The organism is Dokdonia sp. Asnod1-B02 (assembly GCF_045063955.1).
Classification (GTDB): Bacteria; Bacteroidota; Bacteroidia; order Flavobacteriales; family Flavobacteriaceae; genus Dokdonia.
Map to the genome: position 1 here is coordinate 1,869,583 of NZ_JBEFNW010000002.1, position 24,670 is coordinate 1,894,252.

28 protein-coding genes are annotated in these 24,670 nt (G+C 36.1%); 6 read left to right on the forward strand and 22 right to left on the reverse strand.

Translation table 11 applies throughout. The features are described from left to right. Nucleotides 1-16: 16 nt before the first annotated feature. The 13 genes from ACJJVU_RS08535 to ACJJVU_RS08595 all read right to left on the reverse strand — a co-directional run bounded on the left by ACJJVU_RS08535 (nt 17) and on the right by ACJJVU_RS08595 (nt 12,319). A complete protein-coding gene (locus ACJJVU_RS08535; protein WP_405224210.1) occupies nt 17-2,248 on the reverse strand; it encodes a SulP family inorganic anion transporter in 2,232 nt (743 codons plus the stop codon). After that, entirely contained in the window at nt 2,245-3,093 is an 849-nt protein-coding gene (locus ACJJVU_RS08540) for a universal stress protein (protein ID WP_405224213.1), read from the reverse strand. Before ACJJVU_RS08540 ends, ACJJVU_RS08535 begins: the two co-directional genes overlap by 4 nt. A gap of 157 nt (nt 3,094-3,250) precedes the next feature. Then, complete coding sequence (locus ACJJVU_RS08545) at nt 3,251-3,580, reverse strand: hypothetical protein (protein ID WP_405224216.1); 330 nt, start codon at nt 3,578-3,580, stop codon at nt 3,251-3,253. A gap of 17 nt (nt 3,581-3,597) precedes the next feature. Then, complete coding sequence (gene arsC, locus ACJJVU_RS08550; protein ID WP_405224219.1) at nt 3,598-3,945, reverse strand: arsenate reductase (glutaredoxin); 348 nt, start codon at nt 3,943-3,945, stop codon at nt 3,598-3,600. A gap of 9 nt (nt 3,946-3,954) precedes the next feature. Continuing rightward, nucleotides 3,955-4,593 carry an HAD family hydrolase gene (locus ACJJVU_RS08555; RefSeq protein ID WP_405224222.1) on the reverse strand — a complete coding sequence of 213 codons (639 nt, stop codon included), beginning with the start codon at nt 4,591-4,593 and terminating at the stop codon, nt 3,955-3,957. Between the two features lie 10 nt (nt 4,594-4,603). Then, nucleotides 4,604-5,362, reverse strand: coding sequence for a DJ-1/PfpI family protein (locus ACJJVU_RS08560; RefSeq protein WP_405224225.1), 759 nt, complete (start codon nt 5,360-5,362; stop codon nt 4,604-4,606). A 5-nt stretch (nt 5,363-5,367) separates the two neighbouring features. Next, on the reverse strand, nt 5,368-6,603 hold the full coding sequence (locus tag ACJJVU_RS08565) for an MFS transporter (protein ID WP_339849010.1): 1,236 nt from the start codon (nt 6,601-6,603) through the stop codon (nt 5,368-5,370). A gap of 229 nt (nt 6,604-6,832) precedes the next feature. Beyond that, nucleotides 6,833-7,093 carry a hypothetical protein gene (locus tag ACJJVU_RS08570; protein WP_405224227.1) on the reverse strand — a complete coding sequence of 87 codons (261 nt, stop codon included), beginning with the start codon at nt 7,091-7,093 and terminating at the stop codon, nt 6,833-6,835. Nucleotides 7,094-7,132: 39 nt separating this feature from the next. Further along, the gene (locus tag ACJJVU_RS08575) at nt 7,133-9,652 is read right to left on the reverse strand and encodes a M14 family zinc carboxypeptidase (RefSeq protein ID WP_405224230.1); all 2,520 of its coding nucleotides are present in this window, start codon (nt 9,650-9,652) and stop codon (nt 7,133-7,135) included. Nucleotides 9,653-9,762: 110 nt separating this feature from the next. Beyond that, on the reverse strand, nt 9,763-10,509 hold the full coding sequence (gene ppgK, locus ACJJVU_RS08580) for a polyphosphate--glucose phosphotransferase (protein ID WP_405224233.1): 747 nt from the start codon (nt 10,507-10,509) through the stop codon (nt 9,763-9,765). Nucleotides 10,510-10,619: 110 nt separating this feature from the next. After that, nucleotides 10,620-11,657 carry an AI-2E family transporter gene (locus ACJJVU_RS08585; RefSeq protein WP_405224236.1) on the reverse strand — a complete coding sequence of 346 codons (1,038 nt, stop codon included), beginning with the start codon at nt 11,655-11,657 and terminating at the stop codon, nt 10,620-10,622. Between the two features lie 3 nt (nt 11,658-11,660). Further along, nucleotides 11,661-12,077 (reverse strand): VOC family protein, encoded by a 417-nt coding sequence (locus ACJJVU_RS08590; RefSeq protein ID WP_339849023.1) that lies wholly within the window; start codon nt 12,075-12,077, stop codon nt 11,661-11,663. Nucleotides 12,078-12,121: 44 nt separating this feature from the next. Next, nucleotides 12,122-12,319 (reverse strand): hypothetical protein, encoded by a 198-nt coding sequence (locus ACJJVU_RS08595; RefSeq protein ID WP_405224239.1) that lies wholly within the window; start codon nt 12,317-12,319, stop codon nt 12,122-12,124. 215 nt (nt 12,320-12,534) lie between these two features. Between ACJJVU_RS08595 and hisF the strand changes: the two genes are divergently transcribed. Together hisF and hisIE are read left to right on the forward strand one after the other, a co-directional pair. After that, nucleotides 12,535-13,290 (forward strand): imidazole glycerol phosphate synthase subunit HisF, encoded by a 756-nt coding sequence (gene hisF / locus ACJJVU_RS08600; protein WP_108879017.1) that lies wholly within the window; start codon nt 12,535-12,537, stop codon nt 13,288-13,290. A gap of 22 nt (nt 13,291-13,312) precedes the next feature. Beyond that, the gene (gene hisIE / locus ACJJVU_RS08605) at nt 13,313-13,912 is read left to right on the forward strand and encodes a bifunctional phosphoribosyl-AMP cyclohydrolase/phosphoribosyl-ATP diphosphatase HisIE (RefSeq protein WP_298327865.1); all 600 of its coding nucleotides are present in this window, start codon (nt 13,313-13,315) and stop codon (nt 13,910-13,912) included. A 60-nt stretch (nt 13,913-13,972) separates the two neighbouring features. Here hisIE and ACJJVU_RS08610 read toward each other — a convergent pair whose 3' ends face one another. The 4 genes from ACJJVU_RS08610 to ACJJVU_RS08625 form a co-directional block, all read right to left on the reverse strand. Then, complete coding sequence (locus ACJJVU_RS08610; protein ID WP_405224244.1) at nt 13,973-15,214, reverse strand: S41 family peptidase; 1,242 nt, start codon at nt 15,212-15,214, stop codon at nt 13,973-13,975. 102 nt (nt 15,215-15,316) lie between these two features. Next, nucleotides 15,317-16,111, reverse strand: a complete 795-nt coding sequence (locus ACJJVU_RS08615) for a LytTR family DNA-binding domain-containing protein (protein WP_405224246.1) — start codon at nt 16,109-16,111, stop codon at nt 15,317-15,319. A 128-nt stretch (nt 16,112-16,239) separates the two neighbouring features. Continuing rightward, a complete protein-coding gene (locus ACJJVU_RS08620; protein WP_405224249.1) occupies nt 16,240-17,043 on the reverse strand; it encodes a DUF1853 family protein in 804 nt (267 codons plus the stop codon). A gap of 88 nt (nt 17,044-17,131) precedes the next feature. After that, a complete protein-coding gene (locus tag ACJJVU_RS08625; RefSeq protein WP_405224251.1) occupies nt 17,132-17,566 on the reverse strand; it encodes a hypothetical protein in 435 nt (144 codons plus the stop codon). Nucleotides 17,567-17,656: 90 nt separating this feature from the next. Here ACJJVU_RS08625 and ACJJVU_RS08630 point away from each other — a divergent pair, with 90 nt between their 5' ends. From ACJJVU_RS08630 to ACJJVU_RS08640, 3 genes are all read left to right on the forward strand, one after another. Beyond that, complete coding sequence (locus tag ACJJVU_RS08630; protein ID WP_339849042.1) at nt 17,657-18,436, forward strand: tRNA pseudouridine(38-40) synthase TruA; 780 nt, start codon at nt 17,657-17,659, stop codon at nt 18,434-18,436. A 141-nt stretch (nt 18,437-18,577) separates the two neighbouring features. After that, nucleotides 18,578-19,126, forward strand: coding sequence for a type 1 glutamine amidotransferase domain-containing protein (locus ACJJVU_RS08635; RefSeq protein WP_405224254.1), 549 nt, complete (start codon nt 18,578-18,580; stop codon nt 19,124-19,126). A gap of 149 nt (nt 19,127-19,275) precedes the next feature. Then, nucleotides 19,276-19,959 carry a DUF2461 domain-containing protein gene (locus ACJJVU_RS08640; protein WP_405224257.1) on the forward strand — a complete coding sequence of 228 codons (684 nt, stop codon included), beginning with the start codon at nt 19,276-19,278 and terminating at the stop codon, nt 19,957-19,959. A 163-nt stretch (nt 19,960-20,122) separates the two neighbouring features. Here ACJJVU_RS08640 and ACJJVU_RS08645 read toward each other — a convergent pair whose 3' ends face one another. Then, on the reverse strand, nt 20,123-20,542 hold the full coding sequence (locus tag ACJJVU_RS08645) for a glyoxalase (protein ID WP_405224260.1): 420 nt from the start codon (nt 20,540-20,542) through the stop codon (nt 20,123-20,125). Between the two features lie 140 nt (nt 20,543-20,682). Beyond that, on the reverse strand, nt 20,683-21,978 hold the full coding sequence (locus ACJJVU_RS08650; RefSeq protein ID WP_405224263.1) for an OmpA family protein: 1,296 nt from the start codon (nt 21,976-21,978) through the stop codon (nt 20,683-20,685). Between the two features lie 278 nt (nt 21,979-22,256). On the opposite strand from ACJJVU_RS08650, the gene ACJJVU_RS08655 reads away from it, so the two are divergent. After that, a complete protein-coding gene (locus ACJJVU_RS08655; protein WP_405224266.1) occupies nt 22,257-22,853 on the forward strand; it encodes a nitroreductase family protein in 597 nt (198 codons plus the stop codon). Between the two features lie 72 nt (nt 22,854-22,925). On the opposite strand, the gene ACJJVU_RS08660 is transcribed toward ACJJVU_RS08655, so the two are convergent. The 3 genes from ACJJVU_RS08660 to ACJJVU_RS08670 are packed head-to-tail and all read right to left on the reverse strand — an operon-like array spanning nt 22,926 to nt 24,634. Beyond that, nucleotides 22,926-23,390, reverse strand: a complete 465-nt coding sequence (locus tag ACJJVU_RS08660) for a hypothetical protein (RefSeq protein ID WP_339849054.1) — start codon at nt 23,388-23,390, stop codon at nt 22,926-22,928. Nucleotides 23,391-23,401: 11 nt separating this feature from the next. Next, a complete protein-coding gene (gene hpf, locus ACJJVU_RS08665; protein ID WP_298327901.1) occupies nt 23,402-23,707 on the reverse strand; it encodes a ribosome hibernation-promoting factor, HPF/YfiA family in 306 nt (101 codons plus the stop codon). A 27-nt stretch (nt 23,708-23,734) separates the two neighbouring features. Next, nucleotides 23,735-24,634 (reverse strand): mechanosensitive ion channel family protein, encoded by a 900-nt coding sequence (locus ACJJVU_RS08670; RefSeq protein ID WP_339849056.1) that lies wholly within the window; start codon nt 24,632-24,634, stop codon nt 23,735-23,737. Nucleotides 24,635-24,670: the final 36 nt, after the last annotated feature.

Below are 24,670 nucleotides of genomic sequence, written 5' to 3' on the forward strand. Positions count from 1 at the left end.
GGATGGCTTTGTTGTTTTAAATAACCGCTACAAGTTCTCCGGTAATGTTATGGATAACTTGCTGTAATCTTCTAGCATAGTCCAGCAATGCTTTAATTTCTTTTATAGTAGCAGGTCGCTCTTTGTTAAAAATAAGTAGCTGATCTCCGTTTGATTCTATGTGGTAATAAGGATTGCTCTCTAAGAAATGAATAAGCTCATTAGAAAAGAAACTCTTAATGGCATACTCGTTTTCTCCTAATAAAAAGAATCGATTAGAAAAGTCTGTGTGACCATCAATGTTGATGTCATTCCAACCTGTTATCGCATAAAACTTTTCTAAAAATCCTTCTTTATCTATTGTAAACGATGGAATAGGAGTAGGCAAGTCTATGGTGATCATAGTTGAGCGTACGGTTCCCTGTGCTATAAATTCTCCTTCTGAGTAAATAATATCGAAGAGATGCAGCACATTATCATCATCCTTAAACTCGTTATATGAGTGATTTATATGTTTTGTCTGGAAATAAAGGAAATCTGTAAGCTCATGAACATCTTCATTTTTTTCTGGATGATATTCTAGATTATAGCTTTGAGCAAGTTCTTCAAGTGATACTTGGCGTTTGGTTTTACTCTTTGTAAACATCTTAGGAACTGTTATCATCTTGCGTAGTGCAAAAGGATGTGCAGAGTCTGTATCATGCATATCGAGGCCTACAACCTCAAAGTGCCCGCCTTTTTTACTGAATACTTCTTGAAAGTCGTGAAGATTCTCCATGACTGTGTGATCTACAAAGCTACATTTTGAAAAATCTACCACCACGTCTTGACTCTCAGGAATAGCTTCGAGCCTTTGTTTGAGTTTGTAAAAGTTTAAAAAGGTACAAAAGTGTTTTACACTCACATAATAGTTACTCCCTCCTTTGTCTCCCGTTTCTTGGAACATCAACACGTTAGGCTTAAACATGTTTCTAAGAAATAGCCCTGTGCTTTTATTTAAAAGAATATGAATGACAAATGTGATGACAATACCTGCTAGAATACCAGAGATAAGATCTACAAACAAAGTAGTCAATAGCGTAACAAAGAAAATAAGTACTTGTTCTTTACCAATAGTAAACATCTTTCTCACAACTACAGGTGATGCAAGCTTATATCCTGTATACACAAGAATAGCCATTAAAGCCGGCAAGGGAATACGCGTAAGTTGAGTACTAAATAATGCGATAAAAATGACTAAGAATGTAGCGTGGCTAAAGTTGGCACTTCTATTAGTACCTCCATTATTTACATTTACAGAACTTCTAGCAATTACAGTAACTACGTTAAGACCTCCTAGAAACCCAGAGCCTACAGTCGCAAGACCTAAGGCCTTGAGGTCACGATTAATATTTGATCTACGTTTGAGGGGATCTAGCTTATCTACTGCTTTTATACTAAGCAACGATTCTATACTTGCGATGAGGGTAAGTGACAAGACACTTGTCCAGAAGGTAAATGTCCCAACAGACCCAAAATTAGGTATTGGTAAATCCTCTACGATATCTCCTAGTGCTGGGATACCACTTATCATATATTCTTGAGCAATAGGGTTAGGTAAACCAAGTACAAGCTCATAATAATAACTAAAACCTATAGAAAGCAACACAATCCACATAGGTGCAGGAACGAGTTGTAAATATTTATTTCTGATTTTTCCATAAAAAATCATGATTGCAAGACTGCCTAAGCCAAAGATAGCGGCAAATATGAGTCCTGTATCTGTATAACTGAAAACGCCAATAATTGAATTTGGGATCTCAAGTAGATAGTCAATGCTCCCGTCGCGAGTAATTTTATTCCCGAGCATGATATGGAACTGCTTTCCTAGAATAATAAGACCGATGGCGGCTAGCATCCCTTGTATGGCAGAAGATGGAAAGAAATCTGCTAGTTTTCCCATACGCAGAAAACCCAATAACATAAGTAGTCCGCCAGAACAAATAATAGCAGCATAGGTGCTTTCTAATCCTAGGGCTGTAATTGCTATGAGTACTACTCCCACAAGACCATTCCCAGGTCCTGTGATAGTTACATTACTTCCGCCAAGTATGGATACTAATATTCCTCCTACAACAGCAGTAATAATTCCTGAGATAGGTGGAGCCTCACTAGCCATTGCAAGTCCTAAACCTAATGGTAGTGCAATAAGACTTACCACAAATCCCGAAAAAATATTTCGCGGAAGCGTTTTAAAAAAATTATTTATAGAATTCTCTTTTGGACTCATCGTACAATTAAAACATCTGTAGGGAGTTCTGTGAGAATATGCTCAATATCATGTGGAAATAAACGATCCCAAAATGATGTTTTTGATGGGGCGTTCATGATTAATAAATCTGCTCTTACGACCTCCGCATAATGACCGATGGAGTATCCTCGTTTACCAAAAATGGCTTGAGACCTTGCATCTACACGTTGCTGTATTTTTTGAGGTACTTTATTTATAATTTGCTGTACTCTGCTTTCCTCTCGTCTACGCAGTTTTTCCTTAGCAATATTTGCTCGGCGTAGTGAGGTATCATCATCTACATTTACGTGAATTTCGTTCTCCGTAATTTCTTCTACGATGGTCATTTTATCTGCACTTAGACCGTGAGCAACGTAAAAGGCAGTGGTTATGGTTTGTTCTGTTTTGGGGTCTTCAAGGCCATTTACAACTACATGTTTACAGGGAATACGTGTTACAGAGGGATTGATAAGTAAGAGCACAGAGCAAGAGGCACCTCGCGTTATTTTTCTGGCAATAGACCCTAAGTAGTAATTGACAAAATTTTCTCTTTGAAGCGCACCAACAATGAGTAAATCAATCTTTAAAGTACTGGCAGCTTCTATCATCACTTTAACAGGATCTCCAGGCTTAAATACTATTTCAGATTTAAGGCCTTCTTGATGAAAACTAGTGAGTAACTTCTCAAAAGATTGATATTTCTCATCTGTATAATCACCTACGTGAATCACTACTAACGTTGCATTAAAATGAATACATAGTCTAGCAGCCTCGTACAAGTTTGCTTTGAGGTTAGGAGAGAAGGTGGCGCCTACGCCTATAATTTTAAAGGGATTGGGACTCACAGAGTCGTTTAGTTTTATGAGTGAGTCAAGGTAACATAATTATACGTAACAATGATGTATATCCTGACTTTCCAGATATGATGACAACAAGCTGTTGTAAAACAGAACATCCAGATGCCTGAACATCTGGATGTTATTATAACGTAGTTTTTAATTACTATTTTTTGAGACTACTGTATATAGCATATTGCTCTTTAGTTAAAAACGTTTGCATGTTACCGTCTTTACGCTTAGCAAGTTTAGCAAGCTCTTCTTTTTTATCTGCAGCGCTAAGACCTCCAGCTCTAAGTCTATCTTCTGTAGATTTAAATGCTTTTATAGTTTTTGAAATATTTGCTACTTGTTCTGAGCTAAGATTGAGTTTCTGTGTAAGCATGTCAATCTCACTTACTTTTTCTGTATTTGTAGTACTTATGTTAGGGCTTTGTGCTTGAACATTTGACATTCCAACAAAGGCAAAGAGTACTAATGCGATAATTATTTTCATAATATTTATTTTTAAAATTATAAGCTCAAGAGCTTTTCTATATTTTCTAGAGGTCGTCCAATAACGGCCTTTTTTCCGAGAACTACAATGGGACGCTCTATTAATTTAGGATATTGAGACATAGCGGCTACAACATCCGTATCGCTAAGTTCTTTTCCTTTATAGTTTTCCTTCCAGATAGTTTCGCCTTTTCTTACGAGTTCCATAGGAGCTATATCAAGCATATCAATAAGAGACGTAAGCGCTGTTTCAGAAAGAGGACTATCAAGATATTTTATTACTTCAAATTCTTTTCCGGACTCTTCTAGCAAAGCTAGACCTTGCCTGCTCTTTGAACAGCGAGGATTGTGATATATTTTAATCATATGTAATAGTTATTTTTTTTGTAGTGTTACGTGCACTCCTTTTGATCTAAGTTGGACCGCAAGTGTTTGTGCATCTGTAAAATGAATACCTGTTATTCCACCCACTTCACAACCTTGGATATTTTTTAGACTATCATCTATAAATATAGCTTGAGACGGTTCAATCTTATAACGATCCAGCATAAGATCATAGATATCTCTAAAGGGTTTACGAGTTCCCTCATCTCCAGAGACTAGAATTCCTTCAAACCATTGCAACCAAGGAAACTTTTTAAGCGCAATAGGGAATGTCTCACCACTCCAGTTAGTAAGTGCAAGCACTCTATAGTCGGGATTATCTATAAGTTCTTTAAGAATCTGTAGCGTGCCTTCATGAGCAAAACCGAGCATTTCTTCCCATCGGCCGTAATACATTTTTATGAGCCTTTCATATTCTGGAAACATTGCTATGCGTTCTTGTGTAGCTTTTTCTAGAGAATAACCAGCGTCTTGGTTAACATTCCAGTCCCATGCGCAAACGTGATTGAGAAACCAATCCATCTTTGCTCGATCTCCTCTAAATTCTTTGAGATAAACGTATTCTGGACTCCAGTCTATAAGTACACCGCCTAGATCAAAAATAATAGTATTAATATTTTGTTCTTTCATAGCTCTTTTTTTAGTCAATAATCGTGTGTGGGACGGTATCTAGATTCCAGTCTATCACTAATCCACCCGCTAGTGAACGTGCTATTTCTGCACCATACAAGTGTTCTGTAAGGTAGAGTGCGGCCTCAAAACTTTTGGCACCACCAGCAGAGGTGATGTATTTTCCGTCATGCACAAATAAGGTTTCTTTTCTAATATCAAGGTCTGGAAACTTAGCTCTCATTTTATCTATATCACTCGGGAAAGTAGTAGAAACTTTATCATTGAGAAGTCCTGCCTGTGCAAGCACAAAAGCACCATCACAATGAGAAGTCATAAAAAGAGCTTCTTTATCTACTTTCTGAACAAAAGAAATCATCGCCTCATCATCTAGATCTGTATCTAGGTGATGCTCTGCGCTCGGGATTACTAGAATATCAATCTTAGGCATATTCTCTTGTGTATAATCAAAATCGGGTAGGAGGTACATACCTTCAAATGTTCTAATAGGATCCAGTGTATTTGCAACGGTAAACACATTCATCGCCTTAATGCTATCTCTATAAATTGTGTGTTGAAAAATATCAAAAGGCGCAGTGAGTTCCGTATTAAAAGTGCCATCCATAATTAAGAAAGCTACGTTGTACCTAGATGTATCTAATACAGGTTGCGCTTTCGCGAAAGCGTTATTTTCATTTGTAATATGCTCTTGTAATGACTTTTGATTGTCCTTATTAGTATTGCATGCTTGTACCAAAAGGGCACTTAAAATGATAATAATAATTCTCATAAATCTTATTTTGAAGTTAAAGATACAGGTTCTGGCGGTGTTTCATTTGCAAGCATGCGCTTAACAATATATAACAATAGCCAAGCGATAAGCGTGAGCCCTATCAAAAATATCCACGTCGTTTGAAAACCAAATGCTTCTGTGATTTGCATACCACTATTGTGCCCAAAAATATGCGCTACCGAAAACGACATGCTGTAAACGCCCATGTATGCACCTTGTCTTCCCAACTTGGAGCGATCTAAAGCAAATTTATTACTAAAGGGAAACGAAATCATCTCCCCAAAGGTTGCGATAATCATCCCAATGACTATGATGCCTACCCATGTTTCCCATAGTAATAACACAAAACTAGCACCTGTCATGAGTAATCCCAAGATGGTGCTTTGTACGTTAGAGAGATTTTTCTTTTCCATCCAGGCGATGAGTGGCATTTCAAACACTACAATCAAAATACCATTAAGAGCAAGAATGAGTCCTATGGCATCCTCACCAAGTTTATATTCATCTTTATAATATAATGGCACTGTCGAAAAGTATTGTACAAAGACAATCCCAAATAACGCAAGCGCAACGAGAAACAGCACATAAGGCGTATCAAGTAAAGGTTTTTTAGGATTTTCAATCATGACTTCTTTATCAAGTTCCTTTGTTTTTTTAGGATTTAATACTTGAGTCATCAGGATTGCAGCAAAGAGACACGTCAAGCCGTCTACATAGAATAGCGCATCATATCCTGCAGTGGCAATAAGAATTCCTCCCACAGCGGGCCCTACAGAAAAACCTAGATTAATAGCAAGTCGTATGAGGGTAAGCGAGCGTGTTTTATTTTCTGGTTTTGAGTAGGCACTAAGCGCTACAAAGAACGCAGGACGCCCCATATCTGCTAGTGCCATGAGGATAAAAAATGAGAAACACATTACCCAGAAAGTCTCTACGTGCATCACCCATAAAAAGTTTATTCCAGTAAAAATTAAACTTAAAAGGATGACTTTATAATAACCAATTACGTCACACAATTTACCGCCTAGCCATGCTCCCGCAAAAGAACCAAGACCATAAGACGTCATAATCCATGCAACATCTGGTAGACTAAAATGGAGATCTTTATTTAAATAAATAGAGAGAAAGGGAATCACCATCGCGCCCGCTCTGTTTATCAATGTGATGAGCGATAGCCACCAGATTTCTCTAGATAGTCCTTTAAAAGTATTTGTATAGTTGCGTAGTAGTGTTTTCATAAACGATAGATTAGATGGTAAAGTCCTACGCTAGACCATAAAAGTAAAGAGTCCAGCGTGGTGGCCGGACTCTTTTGTATTGTTACTCTTTATAATCATATAGTGACAACATATCAAGTCTGGCGCAGCGTTGCACACGAGATGAATGTATATGTTGTGATTAATATCATACTATGTGTAAAGTTATAAAAATAATTGAGTTGAGTACGCTTTCGCGAAAGCGTAACGTTTATACAATCTCTCCTCTTGATTTCAATTCTTTTTTGATAGCTTTTCTCATAATAAACTGTAATGGAACTGTACCCAAGCAAGAAATACCAACTACCAGTGTAGCTATAAAAGAATTTGAATCCTCCCTTGTAGTAATCCCGTAAATCGAGATACCAATGAGAAATGATATCACGATAAGCAAGGCAACAATAATCACTGTAATCAAGTTAAGATTAGAGCGAAGTTGGTTCGAGGTTTTATTAGAAAGATCTATTTTCATTTTGACAGATATGTTTTAAAAATAAATTAAATATTACGATTACATCTCGCTACCAAAGAAGATAGCGTTCATTAATAATTTATTGGTACCATACCAGAATGCTCTAAAGTTTGTGTTATCTGTAAATAAAATCACCTCTCCACGTCCAGAACTTTGATGTACAAAAGGTCTAGTTTCTGGAATTGCTTTTAGGTTAATTTTGGAAATATAACCAGCTTGTAAAGGAGTCTTAGTATACTGGATAGGATTCTTATAACTAGTAGAGTCTGCTTTTACAAAAATCGTGGTATTTCTAAATAAGGAAACCTTATCTCCTGTATATCCAAAGTTAATAGGGTGAGATCTATCTTGCTTTGCTTCAAAGATTGCTCCTCCTATTACTTGCGCACCGCTAAAATCTCTGCGCTGCTCAAAGCTCACATTCTTAGCAGGATTTTTAGTTTCCTCAAAAGAAATATTCAGCATTTTGTTACCCTTGAACCAGTTGGCTACATTTTTATATCCTATAAGTGTACCACCATCACGTACCCATTGTTTAATATCTTCTGTCGTGCCTTTATCTATAGCGCTTCCCCAAAGGTTAGGTAAAATGATATCTGTATATTTTGAGAGGTCTGTGCGTCCTAAGTTTTTAGTGTCGAGTTTTGTGATACGCATATTATAACGTGTATCAAATAGATGCCAGATTTCTCCTGCATCGTACGGGTTAATGCCTTCTCCTACAATAATGGCAACTTTTGCAGGCTTAAGCGCTCTAAACTGATTACTACCGAGATCTATTCCTTGTGTAAGTCCGGTGCTCACAGATTTGATAGTTACATGTGCATCTTGAGCTACCTTATTTATAAAGGCATTTAACTCTTGCGGATTCAATGATTGATTTTGCACAGGAATCATAATAGTTCCATAATCATAAGTAGCACCTTCTAGGGTGAATTGCTCCATACCTACTTTTGCTCTTATTCCTTTATTTATGATACTGTTAAGTGCCTTTGGAGTATAGTAGTCATGCCATTCCATCAAGTACGCATAGGTACTTGAAGCTACGGCAGGCGTTGGTTTCATAGATAGTTCTTGAATCTCATTACCTGCATTATTTAACGATGCATTTTCTGAGAAGTCTACACCAAATGCTAGTGGGAAAGACCATGCACTAATATCATAAAACAAACTGTCTTGAAACGTAGTACGTTTTTCAAACATTGCCTTTATCAGGCGGCTTTGTCTTTGGTTTTTTGGAACCATATAGCTCATTCCTTTTTTGAAGTTGCTATTACCTTCGGTAAAGTCTTTGGCTACTTCATGCACTTTAATTTTATGACGCTTTAGTATTTCAGCAAGGTGATAAGAGCTACTTGCATCTTTTTCACTCCCGAAAACGTATGCACCATTCGCTTTTTCGCCTCGAGCGTTATTAAAGAAATCGCGCTGATAGTCTAGTAATTTTGAACGCATTCCTTGCGCTGCTTCTAATGTGGATAAGATAGCAGTAAACTGATTACGTATAGTAAATTTAAATTCTAGTAATCCATTTTCTGTTTCTTGAGCGTGGCCACGACTACTTCCTTGTTCAAAAAGAATCCCAATACCTCCATTTATATCTGGAAATGTTGATCCTTTTCCATAGTAAAAATCATCAAAGCTTTCTTCTGTGTAGTAGAAGCTACCTATTTTATCTAGTGCTGCTGCGTGGTAATTACCTATTTGCTTTGTGAGCTCTTGGTTTAAAGCAGGCGTAAGCGGGTGTGTACGTGATTGTATTCCTGGCTGGAAGAAAAAACTACTGTTAGATCCCATCTCGTGGTGATCTGTAAGAATATTAGGATACCAGTTGTGAAAGGTATTGATACGAGCACGAGATTCTGGAAGTTGTACAGGAAGCCAGTCGCGGTTCATGTCAAACCAGTAGTGGTTAGTACGTCCACCAGGCCATACCTCATTATATTCACGATCCTGTGGATCAGGATTGATGTTTATACTCTTATTAGTATTTGCCCAGTATGCAAATCGTTGTAAACCGTCTGGATTAAAGGAAGGATCAAAAAGGATGATCGTGTTCCTAAGTAAGTCATCGATTTTAGGGCCTTGTGCAGCGGCAAGATAGTAGGCAGCTACAAGTCCAGCATTTGCCCCAGAAGGTTCATTACCATGTATAGAAAGTCCTTGATATACTACGATAGGCATATCACTAGTATTTAAAGAACTGCTTCCGTTTTCTGTAAGTTTTACGTGCTCTGCGCGTATCGCTTCTAGGTTGTTATGATTGCTAGGAGAAGTTATTGTAAGTAAAAGAATAGGGCGACCCTCAAAAGTTTTACCTCTGTTTTCTATTGTAATTCTATCACTAGCAGCTGCGAGTGTACGCATGTACTCAGAAAGTTTATCATGACTTACGTGCCATTCTCCAGGCGTATAGCCTATAATGCTTTCTGGTGTAGGAATAGATTGATCATAAGTAACATCTTTAGGAAGGTAGTAATCCATATCTACACTGCCAGTTTGAGCAAGTGTGTTAAGGCAACTTAATAGTAGGGTAGTAAGTGTAAGTAATAAACGCATTCTGTTGGTCGATTTAAAGTTGTTACGCTTTAAAAGTAAACAAAAGAAATCGTGCTCGCACGTGAGAAGTGTAAACTCAAATAATAACTACTAGTAAATGAAAATTAATATTACTTGCGTTCCATTTTATCAAGATACCCACAAGCTGCTCCTATAATACCTGCATGATTTTTGGTTTTGGCAGCTACGATAGGGATATCTGTAGTAAGATATTTTTCAAATTCCTCCATGTGTTTGCTTATGCCACCACCTATGATGTAGTGGTTAGGAGTACAAATCAACTCTACATTTTTTAAGAAAAAATTAAAACGCTCTGCCCATTCTTTGTAAGTCAAGTCTTCTGCTTTGCGCACAGAGTTTGCAGCATATTGTTCAATAGGCTTTTTCTTGTATGGTAAACGACCTAATTCAAAATTAGGGATGAGCTGGCCATTATAAAACAAGCCAGAACCAATTCCAGTTCCTACTGTAATCACAGCAACAAGACCTTTTAAATCCTTTCCTGCGCCATATCTTACTTCTGCAAGGCCAGCTGCATCTGCATCATTTATGGCAGAGCATGGAAGTCCTGTTTTTTCGGTAAAAAGTTCGTCTATTTGAACACCTTGCCAGCTTTTATGCATATTGCCGTAAGCCATGGCCTTACCATCTACCACTACTGTAGGAAAACCTACACCTATGGGACCAGTCCAATTAAAATGTTCTACAAGTTCTTGTACGCATTGAGCAATAGCCTTGGGTTTTGCGGGACGTGGTGTTTCTATTCTAAAACGTTCTCCTAGATATTCTTGAGTTTCAAGATCTACGGGAACTCCTTTAATTCCGGTTCCGCCTATGTCTATGCCTAGTATTTGCATGTAGTGATGGTTTGCTTTGGGAAGTGAAAGATAGGAATTTTGAATAAAACTCAAAGAATGATCTCTAAGTTACGCTTTCGCGAAAGCGTAAAACAAATACTAGTAGGTAGTTATAGTACTTCTTTTTCTTCCTCATGAACCTCTTTACCGTACTCTTGCTTGTAAATTTTTACAATAAGTAGAAAAATACTCACTACAATAGGGCCGAAGATTAAGCCTATAAAACCAAAAAGCGGCACACCCACAATAACTCCGATAATAGTTACTAACGGGTGTACATCTGCGAGACGTTGCTGTATCACTAGCCTAAATAAATTATCTGTAGATCCTACAACGATAATACCGTATAAGGCAAGCACTATAGACTGCCAAACATCACCAGCCGCATATAAGATAATACATACTGGAATTACCCCTAAAGCGGTCCCTACAAATGGAATCATAGATCCTACGGTTACTATTGCAAACCAAAAAAATGGATCTTCTACACCTAGAATCAGGAATCCGATGAGAGCGACTACACCTTGCAGCAGTGCAACCAGCGGAATACCAATGGCATTAGATTTTACTAGATCTACACTGTCTTTTCCTATTAATTTCAAGTTTTTGTCACTAAGTGGAATGTACTCTAAAAGTGATTCTCTAAATGTTCTCCTATTAGTGAGCATATAGTAAAGCATGAAGTACATGATCCCTATAGCGATAAATATATTAAACGTGCTTCCTACGAGGCCTTGAAGATTATTACTAACCCACTCTGTAATGGAACTTGTATCTATCGAACTAGCGAGATCCATCCCAAACCTAGTCTCTAGAGAAGATAATTGCGTTTTAACAATATCTATGACTTTCCCGCTATTTTCTACTGCCTTACTTATTTTTGAGGTAAGCATAAGTACTAGCCCAGCGATAGGGAGGAGGATTACGAGAAAAGACGCAGTCATTAATAATCCTGCTGCTACTCCTGGATTCCACTTACGTTTTTTTACAAGATATCCTTGCCATTTACGCATTAATACAAATAGCGTGATTGCTCCCAGAACACCTGAAAGATACGTTGCCATTTCTTTAAAAATAAGCCATCCTAATAGTATGATTAGGAAAATAACAAAGGCTTGTCTAAGTAATCCAGGTTTTATTGATTGCATATATTATGTTGCAAAGATTTGAGAATCGTCTTTAAAAGCTTTAAATTCTAAAGCATTACCGCAAGGGTCATAAAAAAACATTGTTGATTGCTCTCCTACAAGTCCTTCAAAGCGTGTATAAGGAGCTATTACAAAAGTTACGTGGGGTGCAATTTCCTCAGCAAATTTTTGAAATTGATTCCATTCTAAAACTACTCCAAAATGTGGGACGGGAACTGCTTTACCATCTACCTCATTGTGAACTTCATCTACGGTAGATTTTTCTTTATAATGTATTACTAGCTGGTGCCCAAAAAAATTAAAATCTACCCAATGATCGCTACTGCGGCCTTCAGGTAGATTTAAAATATCTCTATAAAAAACTCTTGCTTTCTCTACGTCATCTACGGGAATAGCAAGATGGAATGGTCGTACTGTCATAATGGATGTTTTGAAGTACTAATTTACACCATTTTTTGCTTTGTTTATTTTTCAGATGCAATTGCATCTGTATCTTTTCTATGTTTAAGTAATGAGATGCCTGCAAAGAAAAATACTACACCAAGTATTGTAAATGCCCATGGGCTCATCCCTGTGCTCAAACTTCCAAAAATTCCCATAACACCAAGTACTAACATAATGGCACCTGCAACTAACGCTATTACTCCTATAATCTTGATCATAACTTATTCGATTTATTATTTAAAAGTCAAAAGTAATTGAATGATGGAGTGATGATTTACTAGTTAACATCACATTATCACAGTTTTAATAGGAGTTTGTGAATGTGAGCTACATTTTGGCAATCTTTAGGAAAAGCAGTTTTCATTTTGTGGGGTAGTAGCGGCACTTTTATTTAAATTTGCAACCTTAATTACTAATCTTTTAGACGTTCCGCGTGATTACAAAACGAATTATCCCTTGTCTTGATATTAAAAATGGTAGAACTGTAAAAGGAACTAACTTTGTAAACTTGCGTGATGCTGGAGATCCAGTAGAGCTTGCAAAGCTCTACTCTAATACTGGTGCAGATGAGCTAGTTTTTTTAGACATATCTGCAACAGAAGAACGTCGTAAGACCCTTGCAGATCTAGTATTGCGAGTAGCATCACAGGTAAATATCCCATTTACAGTAGGAGGAGGAATCTCTTCTGTAGAAGATGTAGATATCTTACTACAAAATGGCGCCGATAAAGTTTCTATAAATTCTAGTGCCGTAAAAAGACCAGAATTAATAAATGAGCTAGTGGCAAAATTTGGCTCACAGTGTATCGTAGTAGCTATAGATGCAAAGTTTATAGATGGCGAGTGGATAGTGCATTTAGTAGGCGGAAAAGTACCTACAGAACTTAATCTTTTTGATTGGGCAAAAGAGGTGGAAACTCGTGGAGCAGGAGAAATCTTATTTACATCAATGGATAATGATGGTACAAAAGATGGATTTGCAAATGAAGCACTAGCAAGACTTTCTGAAAGTTTAAACATACCTATAATTGCAAGTGGTGGCGCGGGAAACATGCAACACTTTGCAGATACTTTTATAGAAGGGAAAGCAGATGCAGCACTAGCGGCAAGTGTGTTTCACTTTAAAGAAATAGAAATAACAGATTTAAAACAAGAGTTAACTTCGCAAGGAATAGCGATGAGATCATAACACTCGTTCATAAAAAAAAGTAATGGAAATAGATTTTAAAAAATACGAGAATGGTCTCGTACCAGCAATCATTCAAGATTCAAGAACTAAGAATGTCTTGATGCTAGGTTTTATGAATAATGAGGCATACGAGAAAACAATTGCTACAAATAAAGTAACATTCTTTAGTCGCTCTAAGCAACGTCTATGGACAAAGGGAGAGGAGACTAAGAATTACTTATTGCTAGATAACATCAAGAACGATTGTGATAATGATGCACTGCTTATTCAGGTAACACCACAAGGACCTACGTGTCACAAAGGAACAGATACCTGCTGGGGAGAAAGCAATAAAAGTAACTTCAGCTTCTTAACACAGCTAGAAGAAATTATAGAAGATCGTTGGAATAATAAGGACAACGCAGATTCATACATTGCATCACTATTTAATAGCGGTATCAATAAGGTAGCTCAAAAAGTAGGAGAAGAGGCAGTAGAAGTTGTAATAGAAGCAAAGGATGATAATGATCACTTATTCTTAAATGAAAGTGCAGATCTTCTTTTTCACATTATGGTATTGCTACAAGCAAAAGGTTTCCACTTACGTGATGTAGAGAAAACACTTATCTCTAGACATAAATAAAAAATCAATGGAGAAGTAGCAATAATACTACTTCTCCAGTTGACCAGCTATCACACTTAATTAGTTGTTATTTTCAATAATATCTAAGGTTTGAATAATCCAGTCCTTATCAAAACTTAATTTGATTTCTGGTTGTACGCCTACATATTCATAATTGATAAATTTATGAAAATTCATATCTGTAGGGTAAATTGCAAATTGACCAGATGGGGAGTTTATTAGATTCCCATAATTAGAACCATAAGCAAGGGCGCCATAGGTGCGTTGACCTAAATGTTTTGCGTTTTTTAATCCTTTGAGCTTGAGAGTAAATTGCTCACCATTACTTCCACACCAGAAGTTTGTAACGACATAAACATTCATTTTGTTCTTTTTAAAGATTTTATAAAAAGGATCTGAATATTTAGAATTACCTCCGGAATTATCACGTAGATCTACGATAATATTTTTTGCAGTAAACTTATCTTTTGTTTTCTCATAAAACTTTTTAAAAGCGGCTACATTTTTACTATTATTTGAAAATGTCCCCATATATACATACTGCGTGTCTGGTGTAAGTTGTTTAAATTCCCAATCTATTTGGTCTTCCTTAACCTCAGAAATCACATTAGTAGCTTCTTTTTTAAGATGCCATAAGCGTCCGTTAGAATATAGAAGTCCTCTCACATATCTTAACTTTCCGCCAGGAATATCGCTTGTAAGTACATCATACATATTTTCTCCATTTGGCGTAATTCTATAAGCAATCTGTCCAGGAATCCAGCCTTTATTATTAGAGGTAAGGACAACTCCTTCATAAGCATCACCTTTCTTAATAATGCCTACCGTCATAGATTCCTTTTTCTCATAAATGCCTTCTAGACTTTCAAAAGACTTCTCTGATAATTCTGCTATGAGTTCTTCAACGCTCATATTACTCTTAGGATGATTTTTAAATAGTTCGCTTTCGCGAAAAAGTTCTAATTCAACATCTTGGTCTACTATTTCGGAAGTGATTACAGGCTTCATATGACGTATGTGTGCATGTTTATCCTTTACAACAGATAGTAGTGCATTGAGCTTAGAAAAGCAATCTGTCACACTCATTTGTGTAGTTACTTCTCGCTCTAATTGATTTAAGGTAGTTGTGTACTCTGAGAGTTTATTTCCTTTCATTTGTTTCTTAAAAGAAGTCATTCCTTTTATTTGTTCATTAATAAAAGAGAGTTCCTCTACGCAGTTGCAGGTTTGAGTGGATTGCGCTTTCGCGAAAGCGGAAAAAAGAAAAAATACGGCTACTGAAAGTGTGATAAGTGTTTTCATAATAGATGATTTTAAAGATTAATTCTAAATACTTGATGAGACAAATCTAGAATTACAAAATCAACAAGCTCAATAAACACAGTGCTTTGGGGTGAGATGCCCTTAGTTTGTGGTAAAATTTAAGGCTTCTTTTGTGCTAAGTGCAAAAGTTTTTGACACAGGTATAAAAATTTCATGCGAGAGAACGAGACCTAACTTACTAGATTCTGTTTTATAGGATAAAAAATGCGATGGATTTATCAAATAAGAGCGATGCGTTCTCATCATACAAGGTAGTGACTTTTCTAGGTGAGATAATCGAGCTCTAATTAATTGTTTTCTATACGAGCCATTATCTTGAAAATGAATTTCGACATAATTATCTGACGCTTCTAGTGCTATTAAATCTGATAGGAATAATCTGATTCCTTCATAATTGCCATCACCTTTTATTTCTATTTTTTGTTCTTCAATTTGCTTTTGTTTATACTTTCCAAAACCAAAACGCCCTATGAGAACTATAGGGAAAATGGTAAGAACTGCTGGAAGAAAAATAGAAGTTAGATAATAGTAAAGAGAGTACGGATTAGGTTCGCCACGTACTACGACATACATGTAAAAACTACGCATCACGACAAACGACCAAATAACAAACACAAGAAAAAAGCTTATCTCATTAATAAGTAACCATTGATTATTAGTTTTTTTAAATAACCAGTATTGAAATGGAAGTATGGTTACATAGCAAAGTGCGCCAAGAAAACCATAAAGTGATAAGATATACAGACGTTCACTATCATGTAGCTGAGAAACATCAAGTGGCTCTGTAAAATATAGAAATGTAAAAATCCATAAAGCCATGCCTAAGGCTATAATAAGTTGATGTTTTATGGAAGGGTCAAATGGATGTTTTTTCAATTTGAATTAATTTAATTTTGAGATGTAGAGATATAATACTACACATTTATTACGGGTGTAATACTTTTTATGAAGTAATTGCCGTAAAGCGTTTTACAATAGCTCATTAAACTTAAGTATTACTGATTTTACCACCAAACCACGAAGCATTTTTCTATAATTCCACTTGTTTTTTTTATCCATAATAGCGGTGCTCTTTTATGGTTATGTTTTTCGGCTATAGATGTAAGTGCATCCTCGTGCTTTATATAAGTTCTCTCAAGATGAGGCTCATGCAGCCACTCGTTTTTGAGTGTGATATAAAAAGTGTATTCTTTAAAATCACTGGTGTTTAAACCCTTCATACGTATCCAATACCCAACAATGCACTGCTCGTTGAGTGGCTCAATAGTAGGTGATAGCCGGCCGTAAGGTTTAAAAAGCTGTGCTAGGAAATAGGTTTGTTGCTCTAATTCGTCAGGATTAATATCAAGGGTTGAGAGGGTAGTGCGCCCTTCTGGAGTGAATACAAGAGGTAGCTGTTTATCTCTCGTTTTTTCCATTTTGGTAAAAAAACTATCTTTTCTATTGGGTCCTACAAGTCTATGTAGAGGCTCTTTAATCGTGTCTTCCAGAATGTAGAATTTGTAGGTGAGCTCAATGTGGATTTTCTTGCTTTCGCGAAAGCGGTCTTCTACTATAAAATCTAATTCTCCAATAGTATTCTTATCTCGTAAAATCTGAATATTGTGTGCCAGTACTTTATAGCGCTCTGTGTGGTCTAAAAGTTGTTTGAATATATACTCGATTTGATGACCTAATCTAAGTTTTGAGGGAATAGGCTGCGTAACAAACGTAGAAAGATCAATGCTAGGCATTTCAAACTGGGAAAGGCCAAATGCTGTTTGCGTCCAAAGTGGTGGCGTAGCTAAAAATCCATTGATATGCTTCATATGTTAAAAATACTGATTATGAATCCATAACAAACAAAAAGAGCTATCGCAATAATTGGGATAGCTCTTTAAATGATTTGTATTGACCTTACTTGAGCCACCCTTTTGATGCGCTATAACGACTCCACCAGTATTCAAAAATCGCGAGTACAATTATGATTAGTGGAAATATGAGTCCTTCGCCCACACCAAAAAGCTCCATAGCACCTGCAAAACCTATATTGTAAACTGTATGTATAATTACAGCAATAAGAGATATAGCATATGCTTGAACAGCTTTTTTTCTTCTAGTAATCAGTAATATAGCAGCAAGTAGACCGCCTATTGTTGAAATACCGTATAATATTTTTGACCATATAGGTGTTGCATTTATAGCAGCCATTTGTTCCTCATTATAAGTGCCAGCGAGTGTATCTGTAAAGAAGTTGTCTACTATAAAAGCACTGGCTCCCATAAAATTCCAAATAAGTAATACAATAGCTATTACCCAAAATAGCGTAGAGGGTTTTTGTGAAGTCGTCATAGAGATTGGTTTTTAAATAGTTGTGTTTTAATTTACAATTATTTTTTAACTATCAAACTTTAATTGATGTAAGGCTATTACTTTTGAAGAATGTTTGACAAGCGCTTTTATTACCTTCTTAAGATTCAATATTTAGGATTTCGTTATCATGGCTGGCAGAAACAGCCAGACGTTCTTACTGTAGAACGTATGATGGAACGTACTTTTTCATATGTATTAGATCGTAAAAACTTTAAGCTACTTGCTTCTGGAAGAACAGATGCAAAGGTTTCGGCAAATGTGGCTTATGTTGAGTTATTTTTAAATGATAGTCCGCTCCCTGAAGATGGATTTCTCACGCTTCTTAATGATAATTTACCTCAAGATATAAGATGCCTTGAGATAACTCAAGTAGACAAGAAATTTAATGTAATGGATGCTCCTATAGCTAAGGAGTATGTTTATTTATTTTCTTACGGAGAAAAAAATCATCCCTTTGCAGCACCTTTCATGATTAATATCGCTGGATCACTTGATATTGAGTTGATGAAAGAGGCTGCGGGATTATTTGAAGGAGAACATGACTTTAGGTCTTATGCATATAAGCCCAACCCAGAGACAAAGACTATAGGTAATATATCTTCTTCTCTAATAGAGCCAAACGAACTATATACAGCAAATTTTTTTCCTAAGGAAAGTTTTGCCTTTCGCGTAAGCGGTAAAGGTTTTAAGAGACATCAAATAAGATTAATGATGGGGATGCTATTTGACATAGGTGAGGGTAATGTAGATTTAGACTTCTTCAAGAAAACGCTAGATGCTAGCAATGATATTAAATTGACCAGAATTGCTCAAGCCAGCGGATTATTACTTCAAAATGTCCAGATTTAACAATCTTAACAAATTGTCCATTGCATTAATAAAGGTTTAACCCTAAGCTTGTTTTTGTTACAATCTCTTTAACGGCCACAGCTAGAGTGTGCTAGTATCTTTGTATCATAATTAATTGTATAACTAAAAGATAGAAAGATTATGAATAAGAGAGTAGCAATATTAGCAACAGACGGATTTGAAGAAAGTGAGTTAAAATCACCTATGGAGGCAATGAAAGCCGAAGGATTCACCGTAGATATTATAAGTGAGAAATCTGGAACTATAAAAGGATGGGCAGATGGAAATTGGTCTAATTCTTATGATGTAACAGATACATTAGATAATGTAAGTGCAAAGGATTATAATGCACTAATGTTACCAGGAGGAGTTATTAATCCTGATAAATTAAGACGTAATGATGATGCGCTCATCTTCATTAGAGACTTTTTTAAGCAAAGTAAACCAATAGCAGCTATTTGTCACGCACCACAATTACTAATTGAGGCAGACGTGGTAAAAGGAAGAACAATGACTTCATTTAATAGTATAAAAACTGACTTAGAAAACGCAGGAGCTCTGTGGGTAGATAAAGAAGTTGTGGTTGATGAAGCGCTAGTAACAAGTAGAAATCCAGATGATTTACCAGCCTTTAACGCTAAGTTAATTGAGGAAATCAAAGAGGGAAAGCATGATTTACAACATGCATAATTTATTATCAAATTGACAATATTAAAACCATCACATTCATGTGATGGTTTTTTAATGCCTTTACGTTAGATAATGCATACCTTACTTAAGATTGAGGATTGCAGCTCTAATATTAGATAACTAATTTAGTAACTCAGCAAAAACAACATATGACTACTTCGATACCTCAATCTACTTTATCTTTTCTAGAATCCTTACGCGAGAATAATTCTCGTGAGTGGATGACAGAGCACAAGAAAGATTATCAGGCTAGTGAGAAAGCCTTAAAGCAAATTTACGCCTCTATAGTAGATGGACTTAATGAAACTGATGAAATTGAGAAACTTAAGGTCTTTCGTATTAATAGGGATGTAAGATTTAGCAATGACAAAACTCCTTATAACGTACATCGTTCTGCAAGTTTTAGTAGAGTAGGAGCACACCGTCGAGGTGGATATTATTTAAGAATTGAGCCTGGTAATAAATCTGCAATAGCAGGTGGTTTTTTTAATCCAGAACCAGCCGATTTGAAACGTATACGCACAGAATTTCAAATGGATGCTAGTGAGATACGGGAGATTCTTTCTGATACTGCTTTCGCGAAAGCGTTTGGAGGCTCTTTTGATGCATGGAATCCAGTCAAGACAGCACCTAGAGGTTTTGACGTAAATGATCCAAATATTGATCTCATAAGGCTCAAAAACTTCGTAGTAAGGAAGAACTTTACTGATAAAGAAATTACTTCTCCAGATTTCACAAAGATTGCCTTGAGTCACTTTAGATTACTGAGACCCTTTTTTGATTATATGAGTGATGTATTAACTACTGACCTCAATGGGGAATCATTACTTTAGTTTTATTTCTGCTTATTCTTATTCTTGACTCTTCTTCTGTTTACGAAGTAGACAATAATTAAAAGGACAGGTAATATTATGAATATTAATAGCTCTATAGGTGATGAAGGATCTATAGGGCTATTATTTTGAGGTTTCGGTACGTCTGTTGGTATTTGCATAACTATAAAGTGTCTATTGTTTCTTTAGGGATGTCAAAAAGTTGCACTTGACTTATAAGACGTTCCCTTATTAAGTTGGCGATTCGTTTATTATAAGCAGAAGAATCCATATTATATTGTAGATATTCATCTACAGTAAAGTGACCTACAATCATACCTCTCACACTATTGCGAAATTTCATGTCCTTGTTTACTGCATTTTCAATATACAGTAATCGTTTTTCTAAACTCAAATTATGAAAGACATTCTTTCTCTTTATAATGTATGACTTGAATACTTCTATAAGCAGCGGATTTTGAAGCTTTACAATGGGTCTAAGCGTAGCATTCTGAAAGCGCTCTTCATTACTCATTTGGTCATGTACTCTTGCCTTAGGTATTTCCGGTCTAATCCTTTTAATATCGTTTGGTCTATCATTCATAACACTTTGTTTTTATTTAAAGTTAAGCAATGATTAATGGGTTCACAATTGATATATCATAACTTCTCAATACTTTATTAACGAGCAAAGCCCCCGATAAATCGGAGGCTCTGCAATTAACACTTAAAATAATCTTGCGACTAGTTAAGTTTAAAAGTAACTCTACGTACTAACTGACGTGCAGGAGCAGAATTTTTATCTACTGATGCATCTTCACCGTTTCCAGTTGCAGTAAGACGGCTAGCAGAAATTCCTGCAGCTACCATAATATCTTTTACTTTTTGAGCTCTTCTTTCAGAAAGACCTTGGTTAGATCCAGTGTTTCCAATCTCATCAGCATATCCAACTAATTGAGCAGATGCACCTGAGTTCTCAGACATGTACTTAATTAGGTAGTTAATTGACTCTAAGCTATAAGTTTCAGGCTTAGTGCTATTAAACTGGAAGTATACATTTACGTATCCTTCATTGATAAGTTTTTTGATAACGTCTCCACCAGTTTTCATTTCTGGTTGAGTTGTAACGATATCACCTTTCTTAGCGTAACGTGCATCTAAAGAAGTTTCTAATTCATCAGGAACTCCGTTTGTGTTTTTGTCTACAGCGATACCTTTAGTGTTTACAGCTACACCTGAAATTGTGTTAGGCTCACGATCTAAGTAATCTGCAACACCATCTTGATCAGTATCGATAAGATCAGTCTCTACTTTAGTAAGACGGTTTTGTAAGTCTGCAAGTTCATCTTTTGTAGTGTTTGCACTAGAATAGAAATCTGCATGCTTCTCAGCTTTACCTAAGTATATGTTAATACCTGCAGTTGCATTTACGTAAAAACCATCAAATCCTCTGGTTCCTCCAGCTGGAGTACCATTGAATGTTAAATCTTGACGTACGTTACCTACAGCAGTAAGATCTGCAACAAGTGCAATTCTGTTTGAAAGTTTAATTTGTGGAGTCACACCAACCATGAAGCTTAACATTTGATCTGCATCACCGAAATCTCTTTCAACAGCAGGAGCGTCAGTTGTTAATGCAGAATATCCCATACCTCCATGTACAAGTACATTAAAAGTATCTGTCCATTCTCTGAAGCCAAGAATGTTACCAGCGTTTACAACACCTTCTAAAGAGAAGTTGTAAAGTGCAGTATCAAATTCGCGGCTATCATCATCATTTTTGAAGCTGTTGTAAGCAACACCTCCTTTAAGTCCAAATTTTTCGTTAAACATGTATCTCGCTCCACCTGTCACAGTATAAAGAGAAGGAGTGTTTGAGTAAAATCCAGAAGCAACTGGTCTTACAGGCTTGTTTACACCACCAGTAAGCTCTACAGACCACTTATTAAAGTCGTTTGTAGGAGTATCAAGTGTTTCTTGTGCATTTGATGCTAATTGCATTCCAACAAGGGCAACTATAGCAAGTGAAATTTTTTTCATAATAAAGTATTTGTTTTGACAATATTCAAGCCGCAAAAATACCAATATATATGTCTTAATCAAGGGATTTGGCAATTATTAACGCCTTATTATCACAAACTTAACACAAAGTAAATATTGTAGTATTTGTGATAAAATATCACGACATTTTTTGCATTATTGTTAATGAAATCCTTAATTGTTGTGATAGTCCAAATTTATTTTTGGTATTTGTTAATTATTATTAAATAAGAGAGCTATATTGATTCATAAAAATATTTTTGTAAAAAAAAAGAATTATGAAAAAGGCAATTACTGAATTTGAAATACTACCATTATTAGCAACTAGATGGAGTCCAAGGGTTTTTACTAACGATGTGATAAAGGAAGAGGAACTTCGTACGATGTTTGAAGCAGGTAGGTGGGCTGCTAGTTCTAATAATTTACAACCTTGGTTGATTATATGGGGAATAAAGGGAACTCCTGCTTTTGATCGAATCTTTAGTTGTCTTGATGAGTTCAATCAATCTTGGGCAAAAAACGCTCAAGCACTATTTTTAGGTGGCTATAAAAAGACTAATGATGATGGTAAGGAGAGTTTTCATGCTTTGCACGATTTAGGATTATTCATGGGTAACGTTTCTGCACAAGCAGAGCACATGAGTATAGCACTGCATCAAATGGCTGGAGTAAATTATAAAAAAGCAATGTCAGAGTTTAGTGTGCCGGATGATTATCATATTGCGACTGGTATTGCCGTAGGATACTACGGAGGAGATGTTGATAAGCTTCCTGAGGATTTACAAGGAGAAGAAACAAAACCTCGTTCAAGAAAAAAACAAGAGTCTTTCACTTTTAATGGAGATTTTAATGAAGATACTTTTAAAGGAGAATAATTTTAAAAACTGTCCATAACTAAAAGAGCCACATACAAAGTATGTGGCTCTTTTTATTTGTAATAAATTCAATTAATCTACTTGATGCTCATCATCAGTATTAGATGAAATTTCAGGGCTGTCGCCTATAGGGTGCTTTTCAAGACCAGCAGAGTCAACGTCGATAAATTGCATAGCTTGCGACGGAGTTGTGATTTGCTTCGCTCGTTTCCCCTGTATTAATATAGGGTTTTGAATAGCGTTAGGATTATTCTGTATAAATTTAATCCAATGATCATCACTCATTGTCGCATCTTTAGCAAAATCATCTACATCTGGATGGTCTTTAGAAACTAGTTCGTCTATGCTTGCACCAAGTAAATCTGCCACTTCACTCCACTGCGTTCCAGTAAGTCCTGCTTCTGTAATGTTGATTAAATTCAGTTTTGCATCGCTACTTTTTGCATAACCAAGCGTTTGTTTTCCAATACTTGATTCAGAAGAGTAGATTACTATTAGTTCATTATTATCTGTTGCTAGTGTCATATCAGTTGGCATGGTGATTAATGTTAGTGGTGAGACTGCATTTTTTCTTTCTTTTTTCTAAGTTGGCGCTCTACTTCACCTATTGCTTCCTTCAATGAGGGATAAAAATCATCAGAGCTGTGTTCTGCATATAATCTTGGACCAGGCATACTTATTTGTACTCCAGCTATTTTTCCGGTTTGATCACTTGATGTGTTTTCAGTTTTAAAGAAAACATCTGCTCTATGTGCAAATTGATATTTATCACTTAATTTTTTTAATTCCGCTTTCGCGAAAGCTTCTAATTCTGCACTTGCAGTTACGTCGTGGTATTCAAATATTACTTCCATAGTATTTATTTTTAATTAAGATAGTTATTATTTGTCAGCTAGCTGACGAAGGCTAAGCGGAAATTCTTTCACACCGCCATAAAGTTTGATTTCTTGTATATCTGCAGGCATATAATACCCAGCATCTTCTAAAGCTTCTTTTACATTGCGTACTACATTCCCTTTTGTAATCAAAGCTTGTTTTCTAAAGTCTTTAGTATCTACCCAAAAGAATACTTTTAAATTTACTGTACTTGTGGCAAGTTCATCTTCAATGACAAAGTTTTCATGAATTTCATCATTAATTACATTAGGCTCTTTAGCTAGCGCTTGTAATACTGTTTCTTTGGCGCCTTCTATATTATCCTCGTATGCAATCCCTATGATAAAATCCCATCTAAAAAAGCCATCTTCAGTATAATTGGTAACCGGTTCTGTAAGTACATCACTATTGGGTATATAAACGTCTTTACCATCAAAGGTCTTTAACTTTGTATATCTAAGATCAAGTGTTTTGACTTTACCAAAGTTCGAGCCTATTTCAACAGTATCATCAACGTCGAAGGGTCTATTAAAGGCTAGTATAATTCCTGCTATAAAATTTTCACCAATATCTTTAAAGGCAAATCCTAGTACAACAGCACTCGCTCCAGCTGCCGTAAGTATTCCTGCAGCGATACCTCCCAAACCTGCAGCTCGTAATGCGAGCATTATAGCTATGATAATAAAGGTATACCTAATCGCGGTGCCCAAAAATTTACTCATCAAAGGATCTTCTGTTCTGGCAGAAATTCTTCGCCTAGCAAATTTTCCTATCCATCCAGCTATTAAAATCCCCAAGACAACAATAAGGATACCCATTGCGATTTGTGGTAGCTGATCGATAAAATTGCTTACAGAGTTTTGAAATGCTTCTGTAACAGACGTTTTTGTATTTTGTAAAGACATAATTCTGATTGGTTCATTAAAAATACTGCTCCTACC

Coding starts and splice junctions, on each gene's coding strand:
- ACJJVU_RS08620 (WP_405224249.1), bottom strand. CDS start 17,043: ATGAAGCATATCAATGGATTTTTAGCTACGCCACCACTTTGGACGCAA.
- ACJJVU_RS08635 (WP_405224254.1), top strand. CDS start 18,578: ATGAATAAGAGAGTAGCAATATTAGCAACAGACGGATTTGAAGAAAGT.
- hisIE (WP_298327865.1), top strand. CDS start 13,313: ATGGAAATAGATTTTAAAAAATACGAGAATGGTCTCGTACCAGCAATC.
- arsC (WP_405224219.1), bottom strand. CDS start 3,945: ATGATTAAAATATATCACAATCCTCGCTGTTCAAAGAGCAGGCAAGGT.
- ACJJVU_RS08565 (WP_339849010.1), bottom strand. CDS start 6,603: ATGAAAACACTACTACGCAACTATACAAATACTTTTAAAGGACTATCT.
- ppgK (WP_405224233.1), bottom strand. CDS start 10,509: ATGCAAATACTAGGCATAGACATAGGCGGAACCGGAATTAAAGGAGTT.
- ACJJVU_RS08595 (WP_405224239.1), bottom strand. CDS start 12,319: ATGATCAAGATTATAGGAGTAATAGCGTTAGTTGCAGGTGCCATTATG.
- ACJJVU_RS08545 (WP_405224216.1), bottom strand. CDS start 3,580: ATGAAAATAATTATCGCATTAGTACTCTTTGCCTTTGTTGGAATGTCA.
- ACJJVU_RS08555 (WP_405224222.1), bottom strand. CDS start 4,593: ATGAAAGAACAAAATATTAATACTATTATTTTTGATCTAGGCGGTGTA.
- ACJJVU_RS08570 (WP_405224227.1), bottom strand. CDS start 7,093: ATGAAAATAGATCTTTCTAATAAAACCTCGAACCAACTTCGCTCTAAT.
- ACJJVU_RS08640 (WP_405224257.1), top strand. CDS start 19,276: ATGACTACTTCGATACCTCAATCTACTTTATCTTTTCTAGAATCCTTA.
- ACJJVU_RS08625 (WP_405224251.1), bottom strand. CDS start 17,566: ATGACGACTTCACAAAAACCCTCTACGCTATTTTGGGTAATAGCTATT.
- ACJJVU_RS08575 (WP_405224230.1), bottom strand. CDS start 9,652: ATGCGTTTATTACTTACACTTACTACCCTACTATTAAGTTGCCTTAAC.
- ACJJVU_RS08560 (WP_405224225.1), bottom strand. CDS start 5,362: ATGAGAATTATTATTATCATTTTAAGTGCCCTTTTGGTACAAGCATGC.
- ACJJVU_RS08655 (WP_405224266.1), top strand. CDS start 22,257: ATGAAAAAGGCAATTACTGAATTTGAAATACTACCATTATTAGCAACT.
- ACJJVU_RS08585 (WP_405224236.1), bottom strand. CDS start 11,657: ATGCAATCAATAAAACCTGGATTACTTAGACAAGCCTTTGTTATTTTC.
- ACJJVU_RS08670 (WP_339849056.1), bottom strand. CDS start 24,634: ATGTCTTTACAAAATACAAAAACGTCTGTTACAGAAGCATTTCAAAAC.
- ACJJVU_RS08650 (WP_405224263.1), bottom strand. CDS start 21,978: ATGAAAAAAATTTCACTTGCTATAGTTGCCCTTGTTGGAATGCAATTA.
- hpf (WP_298327901.1), bottom strand. CDS start 23,707: ATGGAAGTAATATTTGAATACCACGACGTAACTGCAAGTGCAGAATTA.
- ACJJVU_RS08535 (WP_405224210.1), bottom strand. CDS start 2,248: ATGAGTCCAAAAGAGAATTCTATAAATAATTTTTTTAAAACGCTTCCG.
- ACJJVU_RS08660 (WP_339849054.1), bottom strand. CDS start 23,390: ATGCCAACTGATATGACACTAGCAACAGATAATAATGAACTAATAGTA.
- ACJJVU_RS08590 (WP_339849023.1), bottom strand. CDS start 12,077: ATGACAGTACGACCATTCCATCTTGCTATTCCCGTAGATGACGTAGAG.
- ACJJVU_RS08630 (WP_339849042.1), top strand. CDS start 17,657: ATGTTTGACAAGCGCTTTTATTACCTTCTTAAGATTCAATATTTAGGA.
- ACJJVU_RS08610 (WP_405224244.1), bottom strand. CDS start 15,214: ATGAAAACACTTATCACACTTTCAGTAGCCGTATTTTTTCTTTTTTCC.
- ACJJVU_RS08645 (WP_405224260.1), bottom strand. CDS start 20,542: ATGAATGATAGACCAAACGATATTAAAAGGATTAGACCGGAAATACCT.